The sequence below is a fragment of the Collinsella sp. CLA-ER-H5 genome (assembly GCF_040092375.1).
Classification (GTDB): domain Bacteria; phylum Actinomycetota; class Coriobacteriia; order Coriobacteriales; family Coriobacteriaceae; genus Collinsella.
The window spans coordinates 1-18,685 of record NZ_JBBNLR010000016.1 but is presented as its reverse complement, the minus strand read 5'-3'; the positions used below and the strand labels follow the sequence as shown (position 1 = coordinate 18,685).

The window sequence follows — 18,685 nt, the reverse complement described above, 5'->3', positions numbered from 1 at the left end:
CGGCACTCCCTTTCTAGTTCTTTTCGGAGGCTTCGGCCTCGGCGGACTGTTCGGCGGTTTTCTCGGAATCTGATTCGGAGGTCGATCCCTGGTCGGTGTTGTCGCGAATCGTTTGCGCGTCGATCACCTGGCGGGTCTGCTCCTCGTCGATCTGGTGGCGGTACTTGGATATCGTGTCCTGCGCATCGTCGACACTTGTTTGCGGAATGCCCGCCTTGAGGCGGTTTTGCGTGTCTTCGGGCAGGTCGGACAGCTTGATACTGGTTTCGCTTTCGAGCCAGTGGAGCTTGAGTCCGAGCGGCTTGCCGGGCAGGCCGCGCCAGACGGCGACATTGCCCTGGTAGGTACCCAGGTAGTACGAGCCGGTGACACCCGTGTAGGCCCAGATGGCAGCCGCCAGCACCAAGACGAGGGCCAGGATGGCGGCGATAGTAACGTTGCGGCGACGCACGCGTTGCGCCTCGCGCATGACGCCATCGTCAACCAGGTCAACGACTACTACGGTCACGTTGTCGTGGCCGCCGGCGGCAAGCGCCGCGTCCACTAGGTTGTCGACGCAGATTTGCGCGGTTGAGGACTGCGTGGCGATGTTCTCGATATCGCTATCGGGAATCATGCTCGAAAGGCCGTCGGAGCACAGGATCAGGCGGTCGCCTTCCTCGATATGCAGAGTGAAGTGGTCGGCATACATGGCGGGGTCCGAGCCCAGTGCGCGGGTGATGACCGAACGGTTGGGGTGGACGCGAGCCTCGTCTGCCGTGATCTCGCCGGCGTCCACGAGCTCCTCCACGTAGGAGTGGTCGCGGGTCACGCGGATGAGCGTGCCCTCGTGGAGCAGGTAGGCGCGCGAGTCGCCCACGTGGGCGATGGCGAGCGTATCGTTTTCGATATAGGCGCAAGTGGCTGTGCAGCCCATGCCGGGCTTGCCCAGGCCATTCAAGGCGGCCTCGATTACGGCGGCGTTAGCGGCCTCGACGGCTGCCGCCAGGCGTGCGGCGTCGGCGGACTGCGGGGCCGTCTTGGCAATAGTCTCAACGGCGATGGAAGAGGCTACCTCGCCGGCAGCGTGACCACCCATGCCGTCGCATACGCAAAAGAGCGGCGACTGCACCAGGTAGGAATCCTCATTGTGCGGGCGTACGCAGCCAACGTCGGAGCGGGCGCCCCACATGAGTTGCGTGGTGGTGCCGGCATCATAGGTCGAGTCGGTCTCGATGCGCTCCTCGGTCAGGGGCTCAAAGCTCATGGTCGAGCCGGGGTCTTTGAGCTTGGCCTCAACGGCGGCAACGTCGATCTCGGCTGTGTCACCGGGAGAGACGGTGTCGGTCTCGGCGTTTGATTCGGAATCGCCGGTGTCCGGGGAGCCGGGCTCCTCGGACACGCGGGCGGTCGACTCGTCGTCTTGTGGGCTGACGTCTATAGGATCGGGCGCCGGCGTAGACGCGGGCGCAACCTCGGATGCCGGGGCTATGGGAAACGCCGGCGCGGCGGGCTCGGGTGCCGCAAACACCGCAGCGCTCTCGTTGATTGCCGCGGCGACGGGCTCTGCAAAGTGAGCCGGCGCCGGGGTTGCTTCGGGCGCTGTGGGCTGTTCCGCAGCATGTGCGCCGATGGGCGCCGCTACGGCATCCTCTTCGTCCTCGTTATCGGCGAGATCCGAAATATCATGCGTTACATGCGAAAGAGGCAGGGAGAACACGGTGTCCTCGGGCTCCACGGGTGCGGAGCCCGCCGGAGCGGCGTGGGCCGGCGCAGCTGTGGCGGCAGCCGGTGCCTCGGTCATAGTCGCGGACTTGTTCTCCTCGTCGATCATCGACGGTTCACCTTCATGACCACATCGCCGATCTGGACTTCGTCGCCCTCGCGCAGCGTTGCGGGCTCCACAAGCTGGCGGCCGTTGACGAGCGTGCCGTTAAGCGAGTTGAGGTCCTCGATGATGAGCGCCGGGCCCTGCAGCGAAAAGCGCGCATGCGAGGCCGAGACGAACGGTTCGTTGATGCAGATGTCCGAAGATGGCGAGCGACCGACGATGACGGGGCCGAGCATGTCTACGTGGATGCCGCGGATACCGCGCGGGCCCTTGTCCACATCGATCGTCCAGATAGCCGAGTCGCGGCGCTGCCCGCGCACAAGTCCCACGCCGGTCTTCATGACGGCGAACAGGAAGATGTAGAGCAGGGCGACCAGGACGATGCGGCCTGCAAAAAGGACGATATCGATGTTCATAAGCGACTATCCCCTAAATTCAAAGGTGCTCAGGCCAAACGTCAGCAGATCGCCGTTGCGCAGCGGGCAGCGCGTAATGCGGCGGTTGTTGACGAGCGTGCCGTTGGTGGAATTGAGGTCCTCGATCGACCAATCCGAGCCCGTAAAGGTGAGCTGGGCGTGGCGGCGCGACACGTTGGGGTCGCGCAGGGCAATATCGGAAACCGAGCGCTCGCGACCGATAGTCACCTGTGCGGAGGTGATGCTATGGCTCTCGCCGCTCACGACGTCGACGAGCTGGGCGAGCGGGCGCTGCGGGGCGCGAGTGCTCGCCATGTTGGAGGCGATGCCGGCTGCGGCGCCTAGGCCCACGGCGGCACCGGTCGCGGCGGCTCCGCCCATGCCGGCAAGCGCGTCGCGCGAGACGGTCTGCGGCACCGGGATGGGTGCTGCGGCGGGGTCGGGGACGCTAGGCGCGAAGGGGTCTGCCACGGCAAGCGGGTCGGGAGCGGCGGCGCGAGGCGTCGGCTGCTGCTGGGGCATGGCGGCGGGGCGCTGCTGCTGCGGGGCAGCAAACTGCTGCTGGCCGGCGCGCGGGGCGCTGGCGGCACGGCTTGCCGCGGAGTTGTTTTGGCCCAGACCGTTTTGATAGGCGCGCTCTTCTTCGTACAGGCGGCCGAGCGTGGGGGCATCGACGTTCTCGGCAAAGACCGAGAACTTGCCGGCGCGCAGCTGCGGATCGATCATAAAGCGCACGAGGGGCTCGCCGACAAAGACATAGCGGCGCTTTTCGGCCTGCGCCTTCACAAACTCGCGGACCTCGCGCGAAAGCTCGGGGTAGAACGGGGCGAGCATGGGATCGTCGTCGGCGGCGATCAGGATGGTATAGAGTGCCGGCGCCGTGTTGACGCCGTTGATCACCAGAGTCTGATCCTCCATGTCGCGAGCGGCCTGCTTGGCAAGCTTCTTAAAGGAGAACGGGGCACGGGTGGCACCGAAGATGCCGGCCACGTGGTCCTCGAAGATGTTCAGGAAGTTCACGAAAGATCACTCTCCGTATAGGTTCTTTGGTATCCGAGCAAATATAGGCATATCCCAACGATTATAGAGGATAGGGTTCCCGCAACCGCCGCCTTGGCGACGACCGCGGCTGCAAGGCTGGCAATTTCCATATGGTGTGCAAGACAGGACGCCGCTGCGCAGCCGATGCCGGCGACAGCGATGGCGGCGATTACGGCAAGGTTTGAGCCCTGATCGGCACGCTTGGCATGGGCGTTGAGCAGCGCAGATGACGCCGCGGCAGTTGTCGCGACCAGCGCAAAGGCAGCCCAAAGGAGCGGGTCTTCCAGCGCTGCGGCAACGTTGCCGAGCCCCAGCACGCCTCCGGCTGAAAGCGCGACCGTGGCCAGACGGGCAAAAAGCGCGCCCATGCCCGTTGCCGCGGCGGCGCTTGCCGGGCCGAGCCAAAATGACGCGACGCCGGCGGCGACCCCAGCTGCCAGGAAGGTATTGCCGGTCAGACAGCCAAGCGCGAGTGCACAGGTGAGTGCGGCGCTCGCGGCAGCCTCGGTGCGACCCCAGGCGATCCACCAACCGGACATGGCGGCGGCAAAGATCACCGCGACGGGCAACATCGACAGGACGCCCTGTGCCTGCATGGTGGCGTTTGCCATGAGCACCAAAAAGCCCACAGCCGAGATGGCCGAGCCAATCTGGGGGGCCAGGCCGGCCGCCGCTCCGATCGCGATAGCCGCAATGACCAGGCCGGGAAGCGCCGCGACGCCGGCCGTCTGCATCAGCAAAAAGCTAAAGGCGCCGCACGTTAGCGCCGAGATGGCGTGCATGGCGTAGTCGCGCGCATGGCTCCAGCGCGTGCCTGCCCAGCCGAGTGCGGGGTCGACTTCGATGGTGTCGTCCTCGTAGTGCGACGGCTCGATATCGTCGAGCTCCTGCTCGTCATCCGAAAGTTCGCCAACCATTTGCTCCAGGCTGCGACGGCCTTCGCGCACGCTGCCCAGACCGGCAAGGAGCTGGTCGCAAAATGCCTCGATGCTGTTGGGGCGGTCCTGCGGCATGGGGGAGAGCGCGCTCATGAGCGCGGTCTCGGCTCCCGGGGGAAAGTGTGGTATCAGCTCGCTGGGATAGGTGGCGCCGCCGATGATGCGGCCGAGCGAGTCGGCGGGCGTGGCCGCCATAAAAGGAGCGCTGCCGCACAGGCCCTCGTAGATCACACAGGCGAGGGCAAAGACATCGGCGCGCTCGTCGACCGTGCCGGTCTCGATATCGAGCTGCTCGGGCGGCATGTAGCCGATGGTGCCGCCGCGTGAGCCGCCAAAGCCACCGGCGGACGACAGCCGCGCCATGCCAAAGTCGGTGAGCTTTACATTGCCCGAGTGGTCGATGAGCACGTTGGCGGGCTTAATGTCCAGGTGGAGTACGCCATTACTGTGGGCGAAGGTGAGCGCCTGGCCCAGGGCATCGGCAATGGCCGCGGCCTCGTCAAAGGTAAGTGAGTGGCCGTCCACGCGGTGCAAAAACTCGGCCAGCGACATGCCATCGACATACTCCATGACTAGGTAGGCATAGGCTGTGTCGTGCGTAAAGTCGATGACCTGCACGATATTGGGATGTTGAAGCATGGCGGCGGTGTGCGCCTCGCGCAGGACATCCATGATGTCGCTGGCGGGCATGCCGGCACCGTTGATAAGGGGGATACGCTTAATGGCGACGCGGCGGCGCAGGTGCGTGTCGCGGCAGATCTCGATGGAGCCAAAACCGCCGGTCGCAAGTGTCTCGAGCGGCTGGTACCGCTTGAGCAGCTCGCGAGAGCTGGTGCCCTCCAAAGGAACGTCCGGCGAGAACCGGGCGGTATGTTGCGAGAAAAGCGGCATGGCCAACCCTCGTGCGTTTAAAGTTCGTTTGCGAGCGGCGGGCGCCGAGCCGAGCCGTTCGCGGTGGCATAGATGCTGCTAGTGTAGCACGCTCGGGTGCATGGGGAGGATAGCGGGATGCGAGGTTGCCTGTCTGGCTTGGCTCTGTTTTGGCTCGCTCGGAAAGCGCACCCCACTTTGCGACCAAATTAAGGGATGCACTTTCCGAATGGGGTGGTCTGCGGAAACTGCGTCCCAGAATATTGGCGTAGAGCGGGATGCGCTTTCCGGATGGGCGCTCAAAAGGAAACCGCATCCCACTTTGGAGCGCCAAAACGGGATGCGGTTTCCGCTGTCAATCTAAGTTACGCCTAAGCAGGCGGCCGGAGTTTGGACCCCGGCTCGGGTTAGCGCTTCTTCTTGTTCTTCTTCTGCTTGCGCTGCTTGCCCTTGGTCTCCTGGGGCTTGTCGCCCTGTTTTGCTTCGGCAGCGGCCTTTTCTGCCTTCATCTTCTTGCGTTTGGTCTCGATGCGGAGTTTTTTGTTGATGCGCGCCTTAAGGAAGGGACCGAACTGCTCGGCATCGCCGCGGACAAAGGTGTCCTTAGGGATCGTCACGCCCTGGTCGGCGAACATGGCCACAAAGATGCGCTCGCCGTCGAGCACGTGGTCGAGCTTTTCAAACGGGAAGAACTGCGACTTGCCGCTCGTGCCCCAAACCATCAGGCCGTCCTCGTTGGCGGCGACGCGGCGATAGCGGCCACCCATGGACTCGTCGGCCTCAACGGCGTCGATAAAGTCGCGGGCGAGGGTGTGGTGCAGGTTTTTGCTCCACCAGGCCAAAAAGGCGCCGAATACGATCAAGACGACGCCAAACTTGATCCAGTTGCCGCCGGCCACCAGCATGCCGATGCCGATGAGCGCGGCAATTGCCGCGGCGACATACAGCGAGCCGCGACGCCTGGGCGAGGCGACCAGGCGGGCGAAGTCGGTGACGAGGTCGTTTTCGTATTGGTACTCGTTGAGGTACAGGATGCCGTCGTCGGCTGCGGCCTGCTCCTCGAGCGCGACCTCGACCTGGTCGGCTGCTTCGGAGGGAACGAGGTTGCTCTCTGCGTCTGCCATGCTCTTTGGACTCCTATCGCGGCGGGCTCGCCGTACGGGTTATTATGGAATGCAGTATGCCGTGCGACCGCATGGCCGCCGCGGCAACAAGACTCAGTATACCCGGGGGAGCACCCATGGAATCGTTGTACCGAAAGTATCGCCCGCTCACCTTTGACTCCGTGGTGGGCCAGCAGCATATCGTCTCGACGCTCGAGCACGCCATCACCGAGGGGCGCCTGTCCCACGCCTACCTGTTCTGCGGACCGCGCGGCACGGGCAAGACCACCATGGCGCGCATTCTGGCCAAGGCGCTGCTGTGCCGCAATGCCGAGGCGGCGCGCGCCGAGGGTGCAAGCGGCTGCATGCCCGACGGTACTTGCGAGGAGTGCGAGCTCATTGCCGAGGGTAACCACCCCGATGTCTACGAGCTCGATGCCGCCTCCCGCACGGGCGTGGACAATGTGCGCGAGGAAATCATCAACTCCGTCAACTTTGCCCCGGTGCGCGGCAAGTACAAGATCTATATCATCGACGAGGTCCACATGCTCACGACGGCGGCGTTCAACGCGCTGCTCAAGACGCTCGAGGAGCCGCCGGCACACGTGATCTTTGTGCTGTGCACCACCGACCCGCAAAAGATTCTGGAGACCATCCTCTCGCGCTGCCAGCGTTTCGATTTCCATCGCATCGGCAACGAGGATATCGAGCGTCGCCTGGCATACGTGTGCGAGCAGGAGGGCTTCGATTACGACGATGAGGCGCTGGCTATCGTGGCGCGCCATGCCAAGGGCGGTATGCGCGACGCGTTGTCCACGCTGGAGCAGCTGAGCGTCTTTGGCAACGGTTCTGTGCATGCGGACGACGCCCGCTCGCTTTTAGGCGAGGTTTCGGACCAGATTCTGGGCGAGTTTTCCCGCGCCATTGCCGATCGCGATGTTGCCGAGCTCTATGGACTGATCCGTGCGCAGGTCGAGGAAGGAAACGACCTGCTGGAGCTGACGCGCGACCTGGTGGCGCATGTGCGTGACGTGTACGTTGCCTGCGTTGCCGGTGCCCGTGCCGAGCTGTTTGAGGGCGGCTCCGAGCAGGCCGAGGCGCTTGCTGCCGAGGCCGCTGCCTTTGGCGAGCATCCTGCCGACCGCCTGGCCCGTGTGCTGACGGTGCTCGACGATGCCGCACTGGAGATGAGGGGCGCGAGCGACGTGCGCCTGGTGCTCGAGATCGCCTGCACGCGCCTGGCACGTCCCGAGGCCGATTTAACGATTGAGGCATTGGCCGAGCGCGTGGCCCGCTTGGAGGCCATGGTTGCCAACGGCGCCGTGCCGGCGAGCGTGGCTGCTGCTCAGGCCGCCGCGCCTGCAGCATCCGTACCCGCTGCTGCCCAACAGCCGACGCTAATTTCGGGCGCTCGTGCTGCCGCTCCGGCGGCATCCGCTGCCCCCGCTGCTACGTCCGCGCGCCAGGGCGGTATGCCTTGGGACCGTGGTGCTGCTGTTCCGGCTGCCCAGCCTGCGTCCCGTTCTGCGTCCGTGTCAGCTTCCAAGCCTGCAGCGCCTGCACCTCAGCCTGCGCCGACTCCGACGCCTCAGCCCGTTGCGGCTCCCGCGCCTGCCACCGCTCCGGCACCTAAGCCCCAGTCCAACAATGCCGCCCAGGTTGCCGCCGCCGGTACTGCCGAGACGCCCGCGGTCGAGGATGCCGGAGAGCTGCAGCGCAAATGGGCCGAGGTTGTCGAGCGTGTCAAGGCGCGTCAGGCTTCCTACGCGGGGCTTTTGCTCAATGCCCGCGCCACGGCTGACGACGGCTCCAGGCTCACGGTCTCGTTCCCCGCGGGCTCGACCTTTGCCATCAAGATGCTTGGACGCGCCGACACGCAGTCGGTGGTCCTGCCGACAGTCAGTGCGGTCTTCGGTCGTCGTACCGTCGACTATGTCCTGGATGGGGGTGGCACGCCGGCTCCTCAACATGAGGAGCATTCTCCATCTGCACGGGCTGCGGTATCTGCGGACCCGCAACCCGTGTCCTCGGCGGCCCCTGCATCCTCGAGCGCCAGCGCGACGCAGCCAAAAGCAGCACCGATAGCGGCGCCGACCCCGTCGGCGCCTAAGCCCGTCATGGCCAAACCGGCTGCTCCGACACCCGCGCCCAAGCCTGCCTCGCCCGCGCCCAAGTCGTCTGACCTGGGCAAAGCCCCCTGGCTGCGCTCCGACAACCCCGCCGGCGCTCCTGCCACGGGCAAGCTCCCGACCGAGCCCGCGCCCCGAGCGCCCGAGCGCGCGTCCGCTCCCAAGGCTCAGCCCGCCGCGCCGTCTGCGCCATGGGAATCCGAGCAGGTTCCCTACGACGATGCCATGGTTGGCGGTTTTGTTGCCGATGCTGGTGGGGACGATCTGCCTCCGTTCGACGTGCCGGGTGCGGCGTCCGCGCCCAAGTCCGCTGCAACTGCCCCCAAAGAGGAGGACGCTCCTGCAGCTCCCTGGGAGTCCAACTCCGGTGCGGGCGGCCCCTTCGGCCATCAGGGTGCAGCCCCGAGCATCCCGCAGACCGAGGACGAGGCCAAAGCCCTCATCCGCAGCGTCTTCGGCCAGTCCACCATCTTCAAGCCGGTGGAGTAGCTGCGCAGGCGGGTATACTGCTCAAGAAGAGGGCTCAATGTCCGGGCGCATTTGAATTTCGGACATGTGTAGCGTGGTGCCGCGTGTCTCGCATTCGAACAGGCAGATGCGTGACGGTCGGCCTAGGGTGCTGAGGTCGACACGATACGTCGCGCGGCTGTCCGTGTACTCGACTTGCTCGGCGTCGAGGGTTGCTCCGATTGTCAAGAAAGCGCCTGGTTCGGCACCGACAATCTTGGAGTCCTTTATCTTGACCTTGAACTCTTGGTAGAGGGACGGGCTATTGTAGTAAATGGTTCGGGTTCCATCGGTGCACTCATCGGTCGCTTCCCATTTGACGGTGGGCTGGTCCGAGCTGGTTATCAGCAGTTCTGCTCCAAAGGCTATAGCATGGGTGATGACAACCAGCAATGCCCAGCCGACAAAGAGATAGAGAACCACATATGCAACGGGGTGTTTTGAGCGGATGTTTTGGAGCGCGTCGGGGGCATTCATGGGGCACCTCCAAATTGCTATCTATGACAATCAAATTATACCCTGCCGCCATGTGCTCCGCCTCGAGCAGCGGTTCGGCATTTAGCTATTTAGTGGCACACATGAAATGCCGGATTCGGCTCTACTAGATTGAGTATGCGATATTATGCAACCTTGCATAATTCGACCTTGCATAATCTTTGCGCGTGGTTTGTATTGGAGGACATGTATATCGACTGAGGTAGCGTGTCCGCCCCGCTCGCTGGCCTCGCGCCGTGGTACGATTTTTGAGTTTGAAAGTCCCGCCGTGCTCCGGCTGCCCTTGCAGCTCGGCGTGCGGCCGCACGTAAAGGAGCCATCATGGCCGGTATGAACATGCAGCAGATGATGAAGCAGGCTCGCAAGATGCAGGAGCAGCTTGCCGCCGCGCAGGAGAACCTCAAGTCCCAGACCGTCGACGCCTCTGCCGGCGGCGGTATGGTCAAGGTGACCGTTAACGGCGAGATGGAGCTCGTCAACCTCACCATCGATCCCGATGCCCTCGATCCCGAGGACGTCGATATGCTGCAGGACATGATCATGGCTGCCGTCAACGAGGCCGTCCGCGGCGTCAACGAGCTCGCCAACAAGCAGATGGGCGCCATCACCGGCGGCCTCAACATCCCGGGCATGCCGTTCTAAGACACGCATATATATGAGTGCGAATCACAGTCTGCAAAAACTGCTCGATGAGCTGGGCCGTCTGCCGGGCATTGGCCCCAAGTCGGCCCAGCGCATCGCCTATTACCTGCTCGAGGCCGATGCCGAGGAGGCCCGCCGCCTGGCCGAGGCCATCCTGGAGGTTAAGCAGGAGGTTCACTTTTGCAGCCGCTGCTTTAACTACGCCACGGCCGACGAGTGCTCCATCTGCCAGGATTCGATGCGCGACACCACTCGCATTTGCGTGGTGGGCGAGCCGCGCGACGTCCAGGCGATCGAGCGCACGGGCAGCTACCACGGTCTCTACCACGTATTGGGCGGCGTGATCAGCCCCATGGACAAGATTGGCCCCGAGCAGCTGCACATTCGCGAGCTGCTGGCACGCTTGGGTCACGAGGACATCCACGAGGTCATCATCGCCACCAACCCCAATATTGAGGGCGAGACCACGGCGAGCTACCTGGCCCGCACTATCAAGCCGCTGGGCGTCGAGGTGTCGCGTCTGGCGAGCGGTCTGCCCGTGGGCGGCGACCTGGAGTATGCCGACGAGCTTACGCTCGGGCGCGCCATCGAGGCCCGTCGCACGATTTAGGTGGCGAGCCTGCTCCTGCCGTATGTTTTCCTCGCGACGCACGGGGTGGTCATAATTTCCCCGTGCGACTGTAAGTTTGTTGTACAACAAAGATGCTTTGTATCCGCTTATCGCATGGATGCTTCCACTCGCATCCTTAATTTGCCCATTCGTTGCGCAACCTTTTGGGTTCGCTGATACACTCAAATATAGATTCGAATGAATGCGCCGCTCCCGAGCGGCGTGTTTTTGTTGGAGGAGAACGCATGCGGCCCGGTGGCACTCAGACAAAGCGCGGCGCCGCGATGCGCATGCGACGCCGACTGGGCTTGGCGCCGCGGGCGTACGCACTGCTGTCTTGCTCGCTGGTACTGGTCATAGCTGGCGTTTCTGTCTATGGCATGACCGTGCCGTCCATGATGCAGGCGCATGCCGCACGCGAACCGCGCGTGGGGCATGAAGTCAAAAGTGATCTGGGCACCACGACTGGATATGCTTGGGCAAGTGTGGTCGCGCATATTGTGTTTGGCACTGACGACGCGGACGGCGCCGAGGCCCCGGACAACGAAGTCACGCTTGCCAATGGCAAAACCATCGTGCTCACCAACACCAAGATCATCGATCGATTGTCCAACAATAGCGTGGCGGCAACGGTGAATAAGGTCGAGCAGCAAAAGGAGCAGGACGCCCAGCAGTCCGGAAAGCCCGGTAGCTCGGATACTTCTGGCTCCGGCTCGGATTCATCGAGTTCGGGCGGCGGCTCTGGGTCGGGTTCCTCTACCGGAGGGCCTGGAAACGGCGGCTCGACGGGCGGCAACACTGACAACGATGCAAACTCCGGCGGCCTTTCCGCTGCTGAGGAAGAGAGCATTCACAGTTGGCTTGTGGCCAAGTACAACATGCTCGACGGCTATGTTTCTCGTGCCAATGACGTGGTCTCGACCTATAACTCTACGGGAGATCCCAGGCCGTGCGACAGCCTGGTCGGGGAGATGTTTGTCATTCGAGCCGAGTTCGGTCGTCAGACATTCTCGCCCCGGTCAAGGTGGTATCAGCAGTATGCCAATCTGTGGGGCTGTTACACCAACCTATGTCAATGGGTCGGCCATTACGGCGATGATGACGTCGCGCTCGGTAACTTCAACAATAACGTGGCGGCGCTTGCCCTATGATGACCGATCTTGCATCCACCACACCACAATCGCTCGGTCGCGATCCCATGGTCGGCCTGCGCCTGGCGCGTGTCGACGGGTTTGAGCCGGCCATTGCGCTCGGTCAGGACGAACTGCCTGCCTATCTGCGTCGTTTTACGATACTGTTTGCCGACGATGCCACCATGCGCCGTGGCGGTATCGGCCGCGTGACGCGTGCTGTCAACGCCCAAGGCGAGGACGTAGCACTCAAACAGCTCATCTTGCCGACGCGCGATGAGTTTGACGACGATGCCGCCCATGAGTCGCTGGTCGCCAAGTTCAAAGCGGCATTTCGCGAGGAATATGAATGCCATCGCGCCCTTTCGGGCCTTAAGGGCTTTCCCCGCCTCTATGGCTGGGGCGAGGTTGATGGTGTGCCTGCAATTGTCATGGAATGGGTCGAGGGCGAGACGCTCGCCCGCTTGCGTTCGCGACTCGCCGTGGACGATGCCGGACGCCTGTCGCCGCTTGTGGCGGCGCGTCTGGGTCGCGACCTGTTCGATCTGCTCTGCCGTATGAGCCTGGTGGGTGAGGGCTTTGTCCATCGCGATATCTCGCCCGCTAATATTATGGTGCGCACGGCGCGTCTACCGCTTGACCGGCAGCTTGCCGAGGGCACCTTTGACCTGTGCCTGATCGACTTTGGCTCGTCGCTGGCGCTTGAGCCTGCGTCGGCCGTGGCCGGTACCGGCGGCAAGGCATCCTTTACCGAGCGCTATGCCACGCTGCGTCGCGCGACGGTTGCCTATGCCCCGCCCGAGATGCTCACCGACGATATTCCCGATCTGCGCGCTTTGCGTATGTCGCCGGCGATCGACGTCTATGCCGCGGCAAGCACGGTTTACGAGCTCATTGCCGGCGTCGCGCCATACGAAGCCGCGCCGAGCACTTCGGGCACCTCGGGTTCGCGCAAAAAGACGCGCGACATCGCGAGCCCCTACCGTCTCAAGATGGACACGCGGCCCGACTATCCCATTGGTGCCCATGCGCCCGGTTGTGATTTGACTCAGCTGCTTCGTCGTGAGCCCGATGTGGCGCTCGCCGCGGCCGAGCAGGCCCAGCAGCTAGGGCTTGAGCCGGATTCCGAAGAGCTACGCGATGCGCTGGCGTTTGTCGATGCCCAGCTGTTCGACGTGGTGATGGCCTGTCTGTCCAGCCATCAAAAAGATCGTCCCGAGCCGGCGGCGGTCGAGGCGGCGCTCTCAGCGTTTTGTGACCACTATGCGCAAAATGTCGGCCGTTCGCTCCGCGGCGAGCCGCTCACGCCGTGCCCCATGGATGCGTCTGGCCGCGCGGTTCGTCGCGCGCTGATGGTCGGCGCGACGGTCGTCTGTGGCGTGGTTTGGGCTGTGATCGTGGTTTCGGCCGCGCTGCTGGCGTCGGGCGCTCGCGTGACGGCGACTTTGGGATCGCTCGTGTGGTCTGGGTCGCTACCGGGTATTATTGCCGCACTGGCGTTGGCGCTGCCAGGCATAGCCGGCGTTGCCGCGGGGGCGCTTGCGCGCGATCGGCGCTCGGGCTTCCTGCAGGGTGTGCTTGCGCTTTCTGCCTGCGAGGTTCCGGTGCTGGTTGTGGCTGCATGTAGCGTATTTTCCCAACGCGCCGTGATGGGCGGCCTTGTTGCCGCTCTGGTTGCAACCTATACGCTTACGTGGTTTTTGCTTGCGATGGGCTTTGCCTTTGAACTTCCCGTTTCGGCACCACGACGCACAAAAGCCCAGATGGCGACTCCGCTTGCCGGTGGAGCCGCAGCTGCCCGTACTTTTGGCGGACCTGTCGAAGTATCGTCCGATTCTATTTCTACGACTAAGGAGGCCTAGGTCATGACATCTCAAGTTGAGCTCACCCCATGCGGGGCCATGTTTGACATCTTTAAGCGCGCGGCGCATCTGAGCCATATCGAGCTGTGCGGCTTGGTGCTTTCGTCCCGTCCGCTCGCCGACGGCCGCAGCCCACAGAGCCGAGCCGCCGATCGCTCTTGGGTTTCCCGCTTTATCGTTCGCGCGCCGGTCGGCACGCTTCAGCATCGCTACTTTGCCGAATACGGTACCTCGGCTGCGCGTATTATGTCGCAACTGGCCCTGCGCCAGCGCAATCCCATGGACTCCACGGCTGTGATCAATATGGTGTGCGGTCCTGCAGGTGAACCGATGGTACGCGCGCTCGAAGAGTGCCACCAGGACACGAATCTCTATCGCAACGCGCTCGATCGCCTGTCCCAGGCGGCGGAACTCATGCCCGCCGAGCGCGCCGAGGCCGTGCTGGTGCTGTTTGTCGCCGTCGGCTGTTCGGCGGATGTGCGGTCCTCGGTGAACTATGCCATCGACTACGCGCACGCGACCTGTGGCGGAGGCACATCCACGCCGCGTTCGCTTGGCATGTCGATGACCGCGGGCGAACGCGAACCCGCCCCGGCGCACCCCTTGGGCTTGCTGCGCGTACAAAACAGTTTTGTCGTGAGCGCCCCGCGCTGGATTCAGCCGAGTGAGCAGGGTGTTGAGATTGGCGCGCTGGCCACTGGCGAGGGCGATATTACCGACGTCGGCGACGATGTCTCGGCCCGCCATGCCCATATCTGGTGCGATGCTCAAAATATCTGGCACGTCGAGGACTTGTCGTCCACCAACGGAACCGTGGTGGTAAACGGGGCCACGCGCGTCTGCATTCAGGTCGAACCCGGCCGTTCCGCCCAACTCAATCCCGGCGACGAGCTCAAGCTCGGCGAATCCACTACCTACGCCATTCTCTTCGGTGCCCTCTAGCCGGCAGATAGGGACGTTCCTTTTCTGCCGGCACTTGGGGACACTCCTTGGCGCACCAGAGCCGGTCGCCCAGGGATGGAGGGGCCATTTTGGCCCTTGGCAGTCACCCAAGGTAAACCTTTACCGCCCGCCTATATTTGCCGAAATTACACTTGACGGCGGGGTACAATAAACCCGCATGCGGATTTCCGTTGCGGGCGCTTCCCATCGCCGGGGCGTGCCCGGGAGCATCCGGCATGCGGCCTTTGCGGCGCTCGGTCATGTGCAAGACGGGTAGCTGGGCTTGTGGAGCGCGTGCAGCCCTCCTCGCCTCGGCATGCCTTCTCTCCACGCCATGTACCTGCTGCTGAGCCTGCCTGCCAGATGATTGGAAGCAACAGCGAAAATCCCATCACGCCAACATCCCGGCGATCGCCGGGGCCTGTATACCTATATGAGAGGAGAGGGGTATATGGCGCGTAAGTTTAAGTCTATGGACGGCAACGAGGCGGCCGCATATGTTTCGTATGCGTACACCGAGGTAGCGGGAATCTATCCCATTACGCCGTCCAGCCCGATGGCCGACCATGTCGACCAGTGGGCGGCCCAGGGTCGCAAGAATATCTTCGGCACCCCGGTCAAGGTCGTCGAGATGGAGTCCGAGGCAGGTGCAGCCGGTACCGTTCACGGTTCGCTGGGCGCCGGTGCTCTGACCACCACCTACACGGCTTCTCAGGGTCTGCTCCTGATGATCCCGAACATGTACAAGATCGCGGGCGAGCAGCTCCCGGGCGTCTTCCACGTCTCCGCGCGTTGCGTCGCTTCCCACGCCCTGAACATCTTTGGCGATCACTCCGACGTCATGGCCTGCCGCCAGACCGGTTTCGCCATGCTCGCCGAGGGCAACGTCCAGGAGGTCATGGACCTCTCGCCGGTGGCTCACCTTGCCGCCATCGAGGGTAAGACCCCGTTCCTTAACTTCTTCGACGGCTTCCGCACCAGCCACGAGATCCAGAAGGTCGCCATGTGGGACTACAAGGATCTGGCCGAGATGTGCGACATGGACGCCGTCCAGGCTTTCCGCGACCACGCGCTCAACCCTGAGCACCCGCACACCCGCGGCAGCCACGAGAACGGCGATATCTTCTTCCAGAACCGTGAGGCCTGCAACAAGGTCTACGACGAGCTTCCCGCCGTCGTCGAGGGCTACATGAAGAAGATCAACGAGAAGCTCGGCACCGATTACGGCCTGTTCAACTACTACGGCGCTCCCGATGCCGACCGCGTCGTCGTGTGCATGGGCTCCTTCTGCGACGTGCTCGAGGAAGTCATCGACTACCTCAACGCCCACGGCGAGAAGGTCGGCCTGGTCAAGGTCCGTCTGTTCCGTCCGTTCTCCATCAAGCACTTCGTCGACGTTCTCCCCGAGACCGTCCAGAAGATCGCCGTTATGGACCGTACCAAGGAGCCGGGTTCCATCGGCGAGCCGCTCTACCAGGACGTCGTCTCCGCTCTCTACGAGGCCGGCAAGACGGGCATCAAGGTCGTCGGCGGCCGTTATGGCCTGGGCAGCAAGGACACGCCTCCCGCGTCCGCGTTCGCTGTCTTCGAGGAGCTCAAGAAGGACGAGCCCAAGCGCGAGTTCACCATCGGCATTGTCGATGACGTGACCAACCTGAGCCTGCCCGAGGCCGAGGATGCGCCCAACACCGCAGCCCCCGGCACCATCGAGTGCAAGTTCTGGGGTCTGGGTGGCGACGGTACCGTCGGCGCCAACAAGAACTCGATCAAGATCATCGGCGACCACACCGACAAGTACGTCCAGGCCTACTTCCAGTACGACTCCAAGAAGACCGGCGGCGTCACCGTCTCGCACCTGCGCTTTGGTGATTCCCCGATCCGTTCGCCGTACTACGTGACCAAGGCCGACTTTGTCGCCTGCCATAACCCCAGCTACATCGTTAAGGGCTTCAAGATGGTCCGCGACGTCAAGCCGGGCGGCACCTTCCTGGTCAACTGCCAGTGGAGCGACGAGGAGTTCGCCGAGCACATGCCCGCCGTGGCCAAGCGCTACATCGCGAACAACAACGTCAACGTCTACCTGATCGACGCTATCGACCTGGCCGCTAAGGTCGGCATGGGCAAGCGCACCAACACGGTGCTCCAGTCCGCCTTCTTCGCGCTGGCCAAGGTCCTGCCCGCCGAGGACGCCCTGCAGTACATGAAGGACGCGGCTACCAAGTCCTACATGAAGAAGGGCCAGGCTATCGTCGACGCCAACCACAAGGCCATCGATGCCGGCGCTACCGCCTTCCGTAAGTTCGAGGTTCCGGCCGACTGGGCAACTGCCGAGGATGCCGCTCCCGTCGAGCTCTCCGAGGAGACCAAGTCCGCTATCGCCCAGCAGGTCAAGAACCTGCTCGAGCCCATCGATCGCATGGACGGCGACAGCCTGCCTGTTTCCGCCTTCGTCGATTGCGCCGACGGCCAGTTTGAGCTGGGCGCCTCCGCATACGAGAAGCGCGGCGTCGCCGTGGTCGTTCCCCACTGGGACGAGACCAAGTGCATCCAGTGCAACCAGTGCGCCTATGTGTGTCCGCATGCCACCATCCGTCCGTTCGCGATGACCGAGGACGAGGCTGCCGCCGCGCCCGAGGCTACCCGCACGCTTGACGCCATGGGCCCCAAGGCCAAGGGCATGAAGTTCACCATGGCCGTGTCCCCGCTCGACTGCATGGGCTGCACCAACTGCGTCAAGGTTTGCCCCAAGGGCGCCCTCGAGATGGTTCCCACCGAGCAGGAGATGGACCAGCAGCCCGTTTGGGACTACATGGTCGAGAACGTCTCCGAGAAGAAGGAGCTCATCGCGGCCAACGTCAAGGGCAGCCAGTTTAAGCAGCCCTACCTGGAGTTCTCCGGCTCCTGCGCCGGCTGCGCCGAGACCGCCTATGCACGTCTGGTGACCCAGGTCGCCGGCGACCGCATGTTCATTTCCAACGCCACCGGCTGCTCCTCCATTTGGGGCAACCCCGCTGCCACCGCTCCTTACTGCAAGGACAAGGACGGTCACGGCCCGGCGTGGAACAACTCCCTGTTCGAGGACAATGCCGAGCACGGTCTGGGCATGGCCGTTGGCTACGAGGCCGTTCAGAAGAAGCTGATCGCTGCTACGCAGGAGATCATCGCCGCTGACGGTCCGTCCGACGAGCTCAAGGCCGCCGGTCAGGCTTGGATCGACTCCGTCAACGACGCCGAGGCCTCTAAGACCGCTGCCGCCGCCTACGTTGCCGAGCTCGAGAAGTGCGGCTGCGACGCCTCCAAGGCGATCCTCGCCGACAAGGCTTACCTCACCAAGAAGTCCTTCTGGATCTTCGGCGGCGACGGTTGGGCCTACGACATCGGCTTCGGTGGCCTGGACCACGTCCTGGCTTCCGGCCACAACGTCAACGTCTTCGTCTTCGACACTGAGGTCTACTCCAACACCGGCGGTCAGGCCTCCAAGGCCTCGAACCTGGGCCAGGTCGCTCAGTTCGCCGCTGCCGGTAAGGTGACCAAGAAGAAGTCCCTGGCCGAGATCGCTATGAGCTATGGCTACGTCTACGTGGCGCAGGTCGCCATGGGCGCCAACCCGGCTCAGACCCTCAAGGCCATCCATGAGGCCGAGGCCTACGACGGCCCGTCCCTCATCATCGGCTACAGCCCCTGCGAGATGCACTCCATCAAGAAGGGCGGCATGCAGAACTGCCAGGCCGAGATGAAGAAGGCTGTCGAGTGCGGTTACTGGAACCTCTTCCGCTTCAACCCCGAGGCTGCTGCCGGTAAGAAGTTCTCGCTCGATTCCAAGGAGCCCGCGGGCGGCTATCAGGAGTTCCTGATGAACGAGGCCCGTTACGCTTCGCTGACGCGTTCCTTCCCCGAGCGCGCCGAGGAGCTCTTCAAGGAGAACGAGCAGGCCGCTATGGACCGCTACGCTCACCTGCTGAAGCTCAAGACGGTGTACAACGAGGCCTAGGTCTCCCACCGCAGGATCTGAGGGCTGACCTTCGCGGACGCCCTCGGACATGAAAGAACCCCCGCTGCGCACTGAACTGCCTCCCATTTCTTGGACACAAGAAATGGGAGGCCTTTTTATGGCTGGAAACGCTTTGTACGACGTCGGAATGAGACTGCGAGCGGCAGAGCTGCACGACGAGGGGCACGGCCGCGCGGCG

13 protein-coding genes are annotated in these 18,685 nt (G+C 63.5%); 7 read left to right on the top strand and 6 right to left on the bottom strand.

From position 1 onward, the window contains the following. Positions 1 to 13: 13 nt before the first annotated feature. The 5 genes from AAAX31_RS06920 to AAAX31_RS06900 all read right to left on the bottom strand — a co-directional run bounded on the left by AAAX31_RS06920 (position 14) and on the right by AAAX31_RS06900 (position 6,199). The gene (locus tag AAAX31_RS06920) at positions 14 to 1,813 is read right to left on the bottom strand and encodes a Stp1/IreP family PP2C-type Ser/Thr phosphatase (protein ID WP_349076646.1); all 1,800 of its coding nucleotides are present in this window, start codon (positions 1,811 to 1,813) and stop codon (positions 14 to 16) included. Then, a complete protein-coding gene (locus AAAX31_RS06915; RefSeq protein ID WP_006235180.1) occupies positions 1,810 to 2,226 on the bottom strand; it encodes an FHA domain-containing protein in 417 nt (138 codons plus the stop codon). Before AAAX31_RS06915 ends, AAAX31_RS06920 begins: the two co-directional genes overlap by 4 nt. Before the next feature lie 6 nt (positions 2,227 to 2,232). Next, the gene (locus tag AAAX31_RS06910) at positions 2,233 to 3,246 is read right to left on the bottom strand and encodes an FhaA domain-containing protein (protein WP_035136732.1); all 1,014 of its coding nucleotides are present in this window, start codon (positions 3,244 to 3,246) and stop codon (positions 2,233 to 2,235) included. After that, entirely contained in the window at positions 3,243 to 5,096 is a 1,854-nt protein-coding gene (locus AAAX31_RS06905; RefSeq protein WP_349076643.1) for a serine/threonine-protein kinase, read from the bottom strand. The genes AAAX31_RS06910 and AAAX31_RS06905 overlap by 4 nt, the downstream gene beginning before the upstream one ends. 386 nt (positions 5,097 to 5,482) lie before the next feature. Next, positions 5,483 to 6,199, bottom strand: coding sequence for a hypothetical protein (locus tag AAAX31_RS06900; RefSeq protein WP_118934731.1), 717 nt, complete (start codon positions 6,197 to 6,199; stop codon positions 5,483 to 5,485). Between the two features lie 116 nt (positions 6,200 to 6,315). Here AAAX31_RS06900 and dnaX point away from each other — a divergent pair, with 116 nt between their 5' ends. Beyond that, complete coding sequence (dnaX, locus tag AAAX31_RS06895; protein WP_158551940.1) at positions 6,316 to 8,796, top strand: DNA polymerase III subunit gamma/tau; 2,481 nt, start codon at positions 6,316 to 6,318, stop codon at positions 8,794 to 8,796. 21 nt (positions 8,797 to 8,817) lie between these two features. On the opposite strand, the gene AAAX31_RS06890 is transcribed toward dnaX, so the two are convergent. Further along, complete coding sequence (locus AAAX31_RS06890) at positions 8,818 to 9,291, bottom strand: hypothetical protein (protein ID WP_349076641.1); 474 nt, start codon at positions 9,289 to 9,291, stop codon at positions 8,818 to 8,820. Between the two features lie 339 nt (positions 9,292 to 9,630). Between AAAX31_RS06890 and AAAX31_RS06885 the strand changes: the two genes are divergently transcribed. The 6 genes from AAAX31_RS06885 (at position 9,631) to nifJ (ending at position 18,486) form a co-directional block, all read left to right on the top strand. Further along, the gene (locus AAAX31_RS06885) at positions 9,631 to 9,951 is read left to right on the top strand and encodes a YbaB/EbfC family nucleoid-associated protein (RefSeq protein WP_006235174.1); all 321 of its coding nucleotides are present in this window, start codon (positions 9,631 to 9,633) and stop codon (positions 9,949 to 9,951) included. Between the two features lie 13 nt (positions 9,952 to 9,964). Further along, a complete protein-coding gene (gene recR / locus AAAX31_RS06880) occupies positions 9,965 to 10,561 on the top strand; it encodes a recombination mediator RecR (RefSeq protein WP_089573257.1) in 597 nt (198 codons plus the stop codon). Between the two features lie 245 nt (positions 10,562 to 10,806). After that, entirely contained in the window at positions 10,807 to 11,712 is a 906-nt protein-coding gene (locus AAAX31_RS06875) for a hypothetical protein (RefSeq protein ID WP_349076640.1), read from the top strand. Further along, positions 11,709 to 13,553, top strand: a complete 1,845-nt coding sequence (locus AAAX31_RS06870) for a hypothetical protein (protein ID WP_117770641.1) — start codon at positions 11,709 to 11,711, stop codon at positions 13,551 to 13,553. The genes AAAX31_RS06875 and AAAX31_RS06870 overlap by 4 nt, the downstream gene beginning before the upstream one ends. A gap of 3 nt (positions 13,554 to 13,556) precedes the next feature. Continuing rightward, entirely contained in the window at positions 13,557 to 14,495 is a 939-nt protein-coding gene (locus AAAX31_RS06865; protein WP_117770642.1) for an FHA domain-containing protein, read from the top strand. Positions 14,496 to 14,946: 451 nt separating this feature from the next. Next, positions 14,947 to 18,486: a pyruvate:ferredoxin (flavodoxin) oxidoreductase gene (nifJ, locus tag AAAX31_RS06860; protein WP_117776362.1), complete on the top strand. Its 3,540-nt coding sequence runs from the start codon at positions 14,947 to 14,949 to the stop codon at positions 18,484 to 18,486. Positions 18,487 to 18,685 lie beyond the last annotated feature (199 nt).

Bases quoted from the DNA above. Each gene is read 5' to 3' on its own strand.
- AAAX31_RS06905 (WP_349076643.1), bottom strand. From the start codon at position 5,096: ATGCCGCTTTTCTCGCAACATACCGCCCGGTTCTCGCCGGACGTTCCT.
- AAAX31_RS06875 (WP_349076640.1), top strand. From the start codon at position 10,807: ATGCGGCCCGGTGGCACTCAGACAAAGCGCGGCGCCGCGATGCGCATG.
- AAAX31_RS06885 (WP_006235174.1), top strand. From the start codon at position 9,631: ATGGCCGGTATGAACATGCAGCAGATGATGAAGCAGGCTCGCAAGATG.
- AAAX31_RS06870 (WP_117770641.1), top strand. From the start codon at position 11,709: ATGATGACCGATCTTGCATCCACCACACCACAATCGCTCGGTCGCGAT.
- recR (WP_089573257.1), top strand. From the start codon at position 9,965: ATGAGTGCGAATCACAGTCTGCAAAAACTGCTCGATGAGCTGGGCCGT.
- nifJ (WP_117776362.1), top strand. From the start codon at position 14,947: ATGGCGCGTAAGTTTAAGTCTATGGACGGCAACGAGGCGGCCGCATAT.
- AAAX31_RS06865 (WP_117770642.1), top strand. From the start codon at position 13,557: ATGACATCTCAAGTTGAGCTCACCCCATGCGGGGCCATGTTTGACATC.
- AAAX31_RS06900 (WP_118934731.1), bottom strand. From the start codon at position 6,199: ATGGCAGACGCAGAGAGCAACCTCGTTCCCTCCGAAGCAGCCGACCAG.
- AAAX31_RS06890 (WP_349076641.1), bottom strand. From the start codon at position 9,291: ATGAATGCCCCCGACGCGCTCCAAAACATCCGCTCAAAACACCCCGTT.
- AAAX31_RS06920 (WP_349076646.1), bottom strand. From the start codon at position 1,813: ATGATCGACGAGGAGAACAAGTCCGCGACTATGACCGAGGCACCGGCT.
- dnaX (WP_158551940.1), top strand. From the start codon at position 6,316: ATGGAATCGTTGTACCGAAAGTATCGCCCGCTCACCTTTGACTCCGTG.
- AAAX31_RS06915 (WP_006235180.1), bottom strand. From the start codon at position 2,226: ATGAACATCGATATCGTCCTTTTTGCAGGCCGCATCGTCCTGGTCGCC.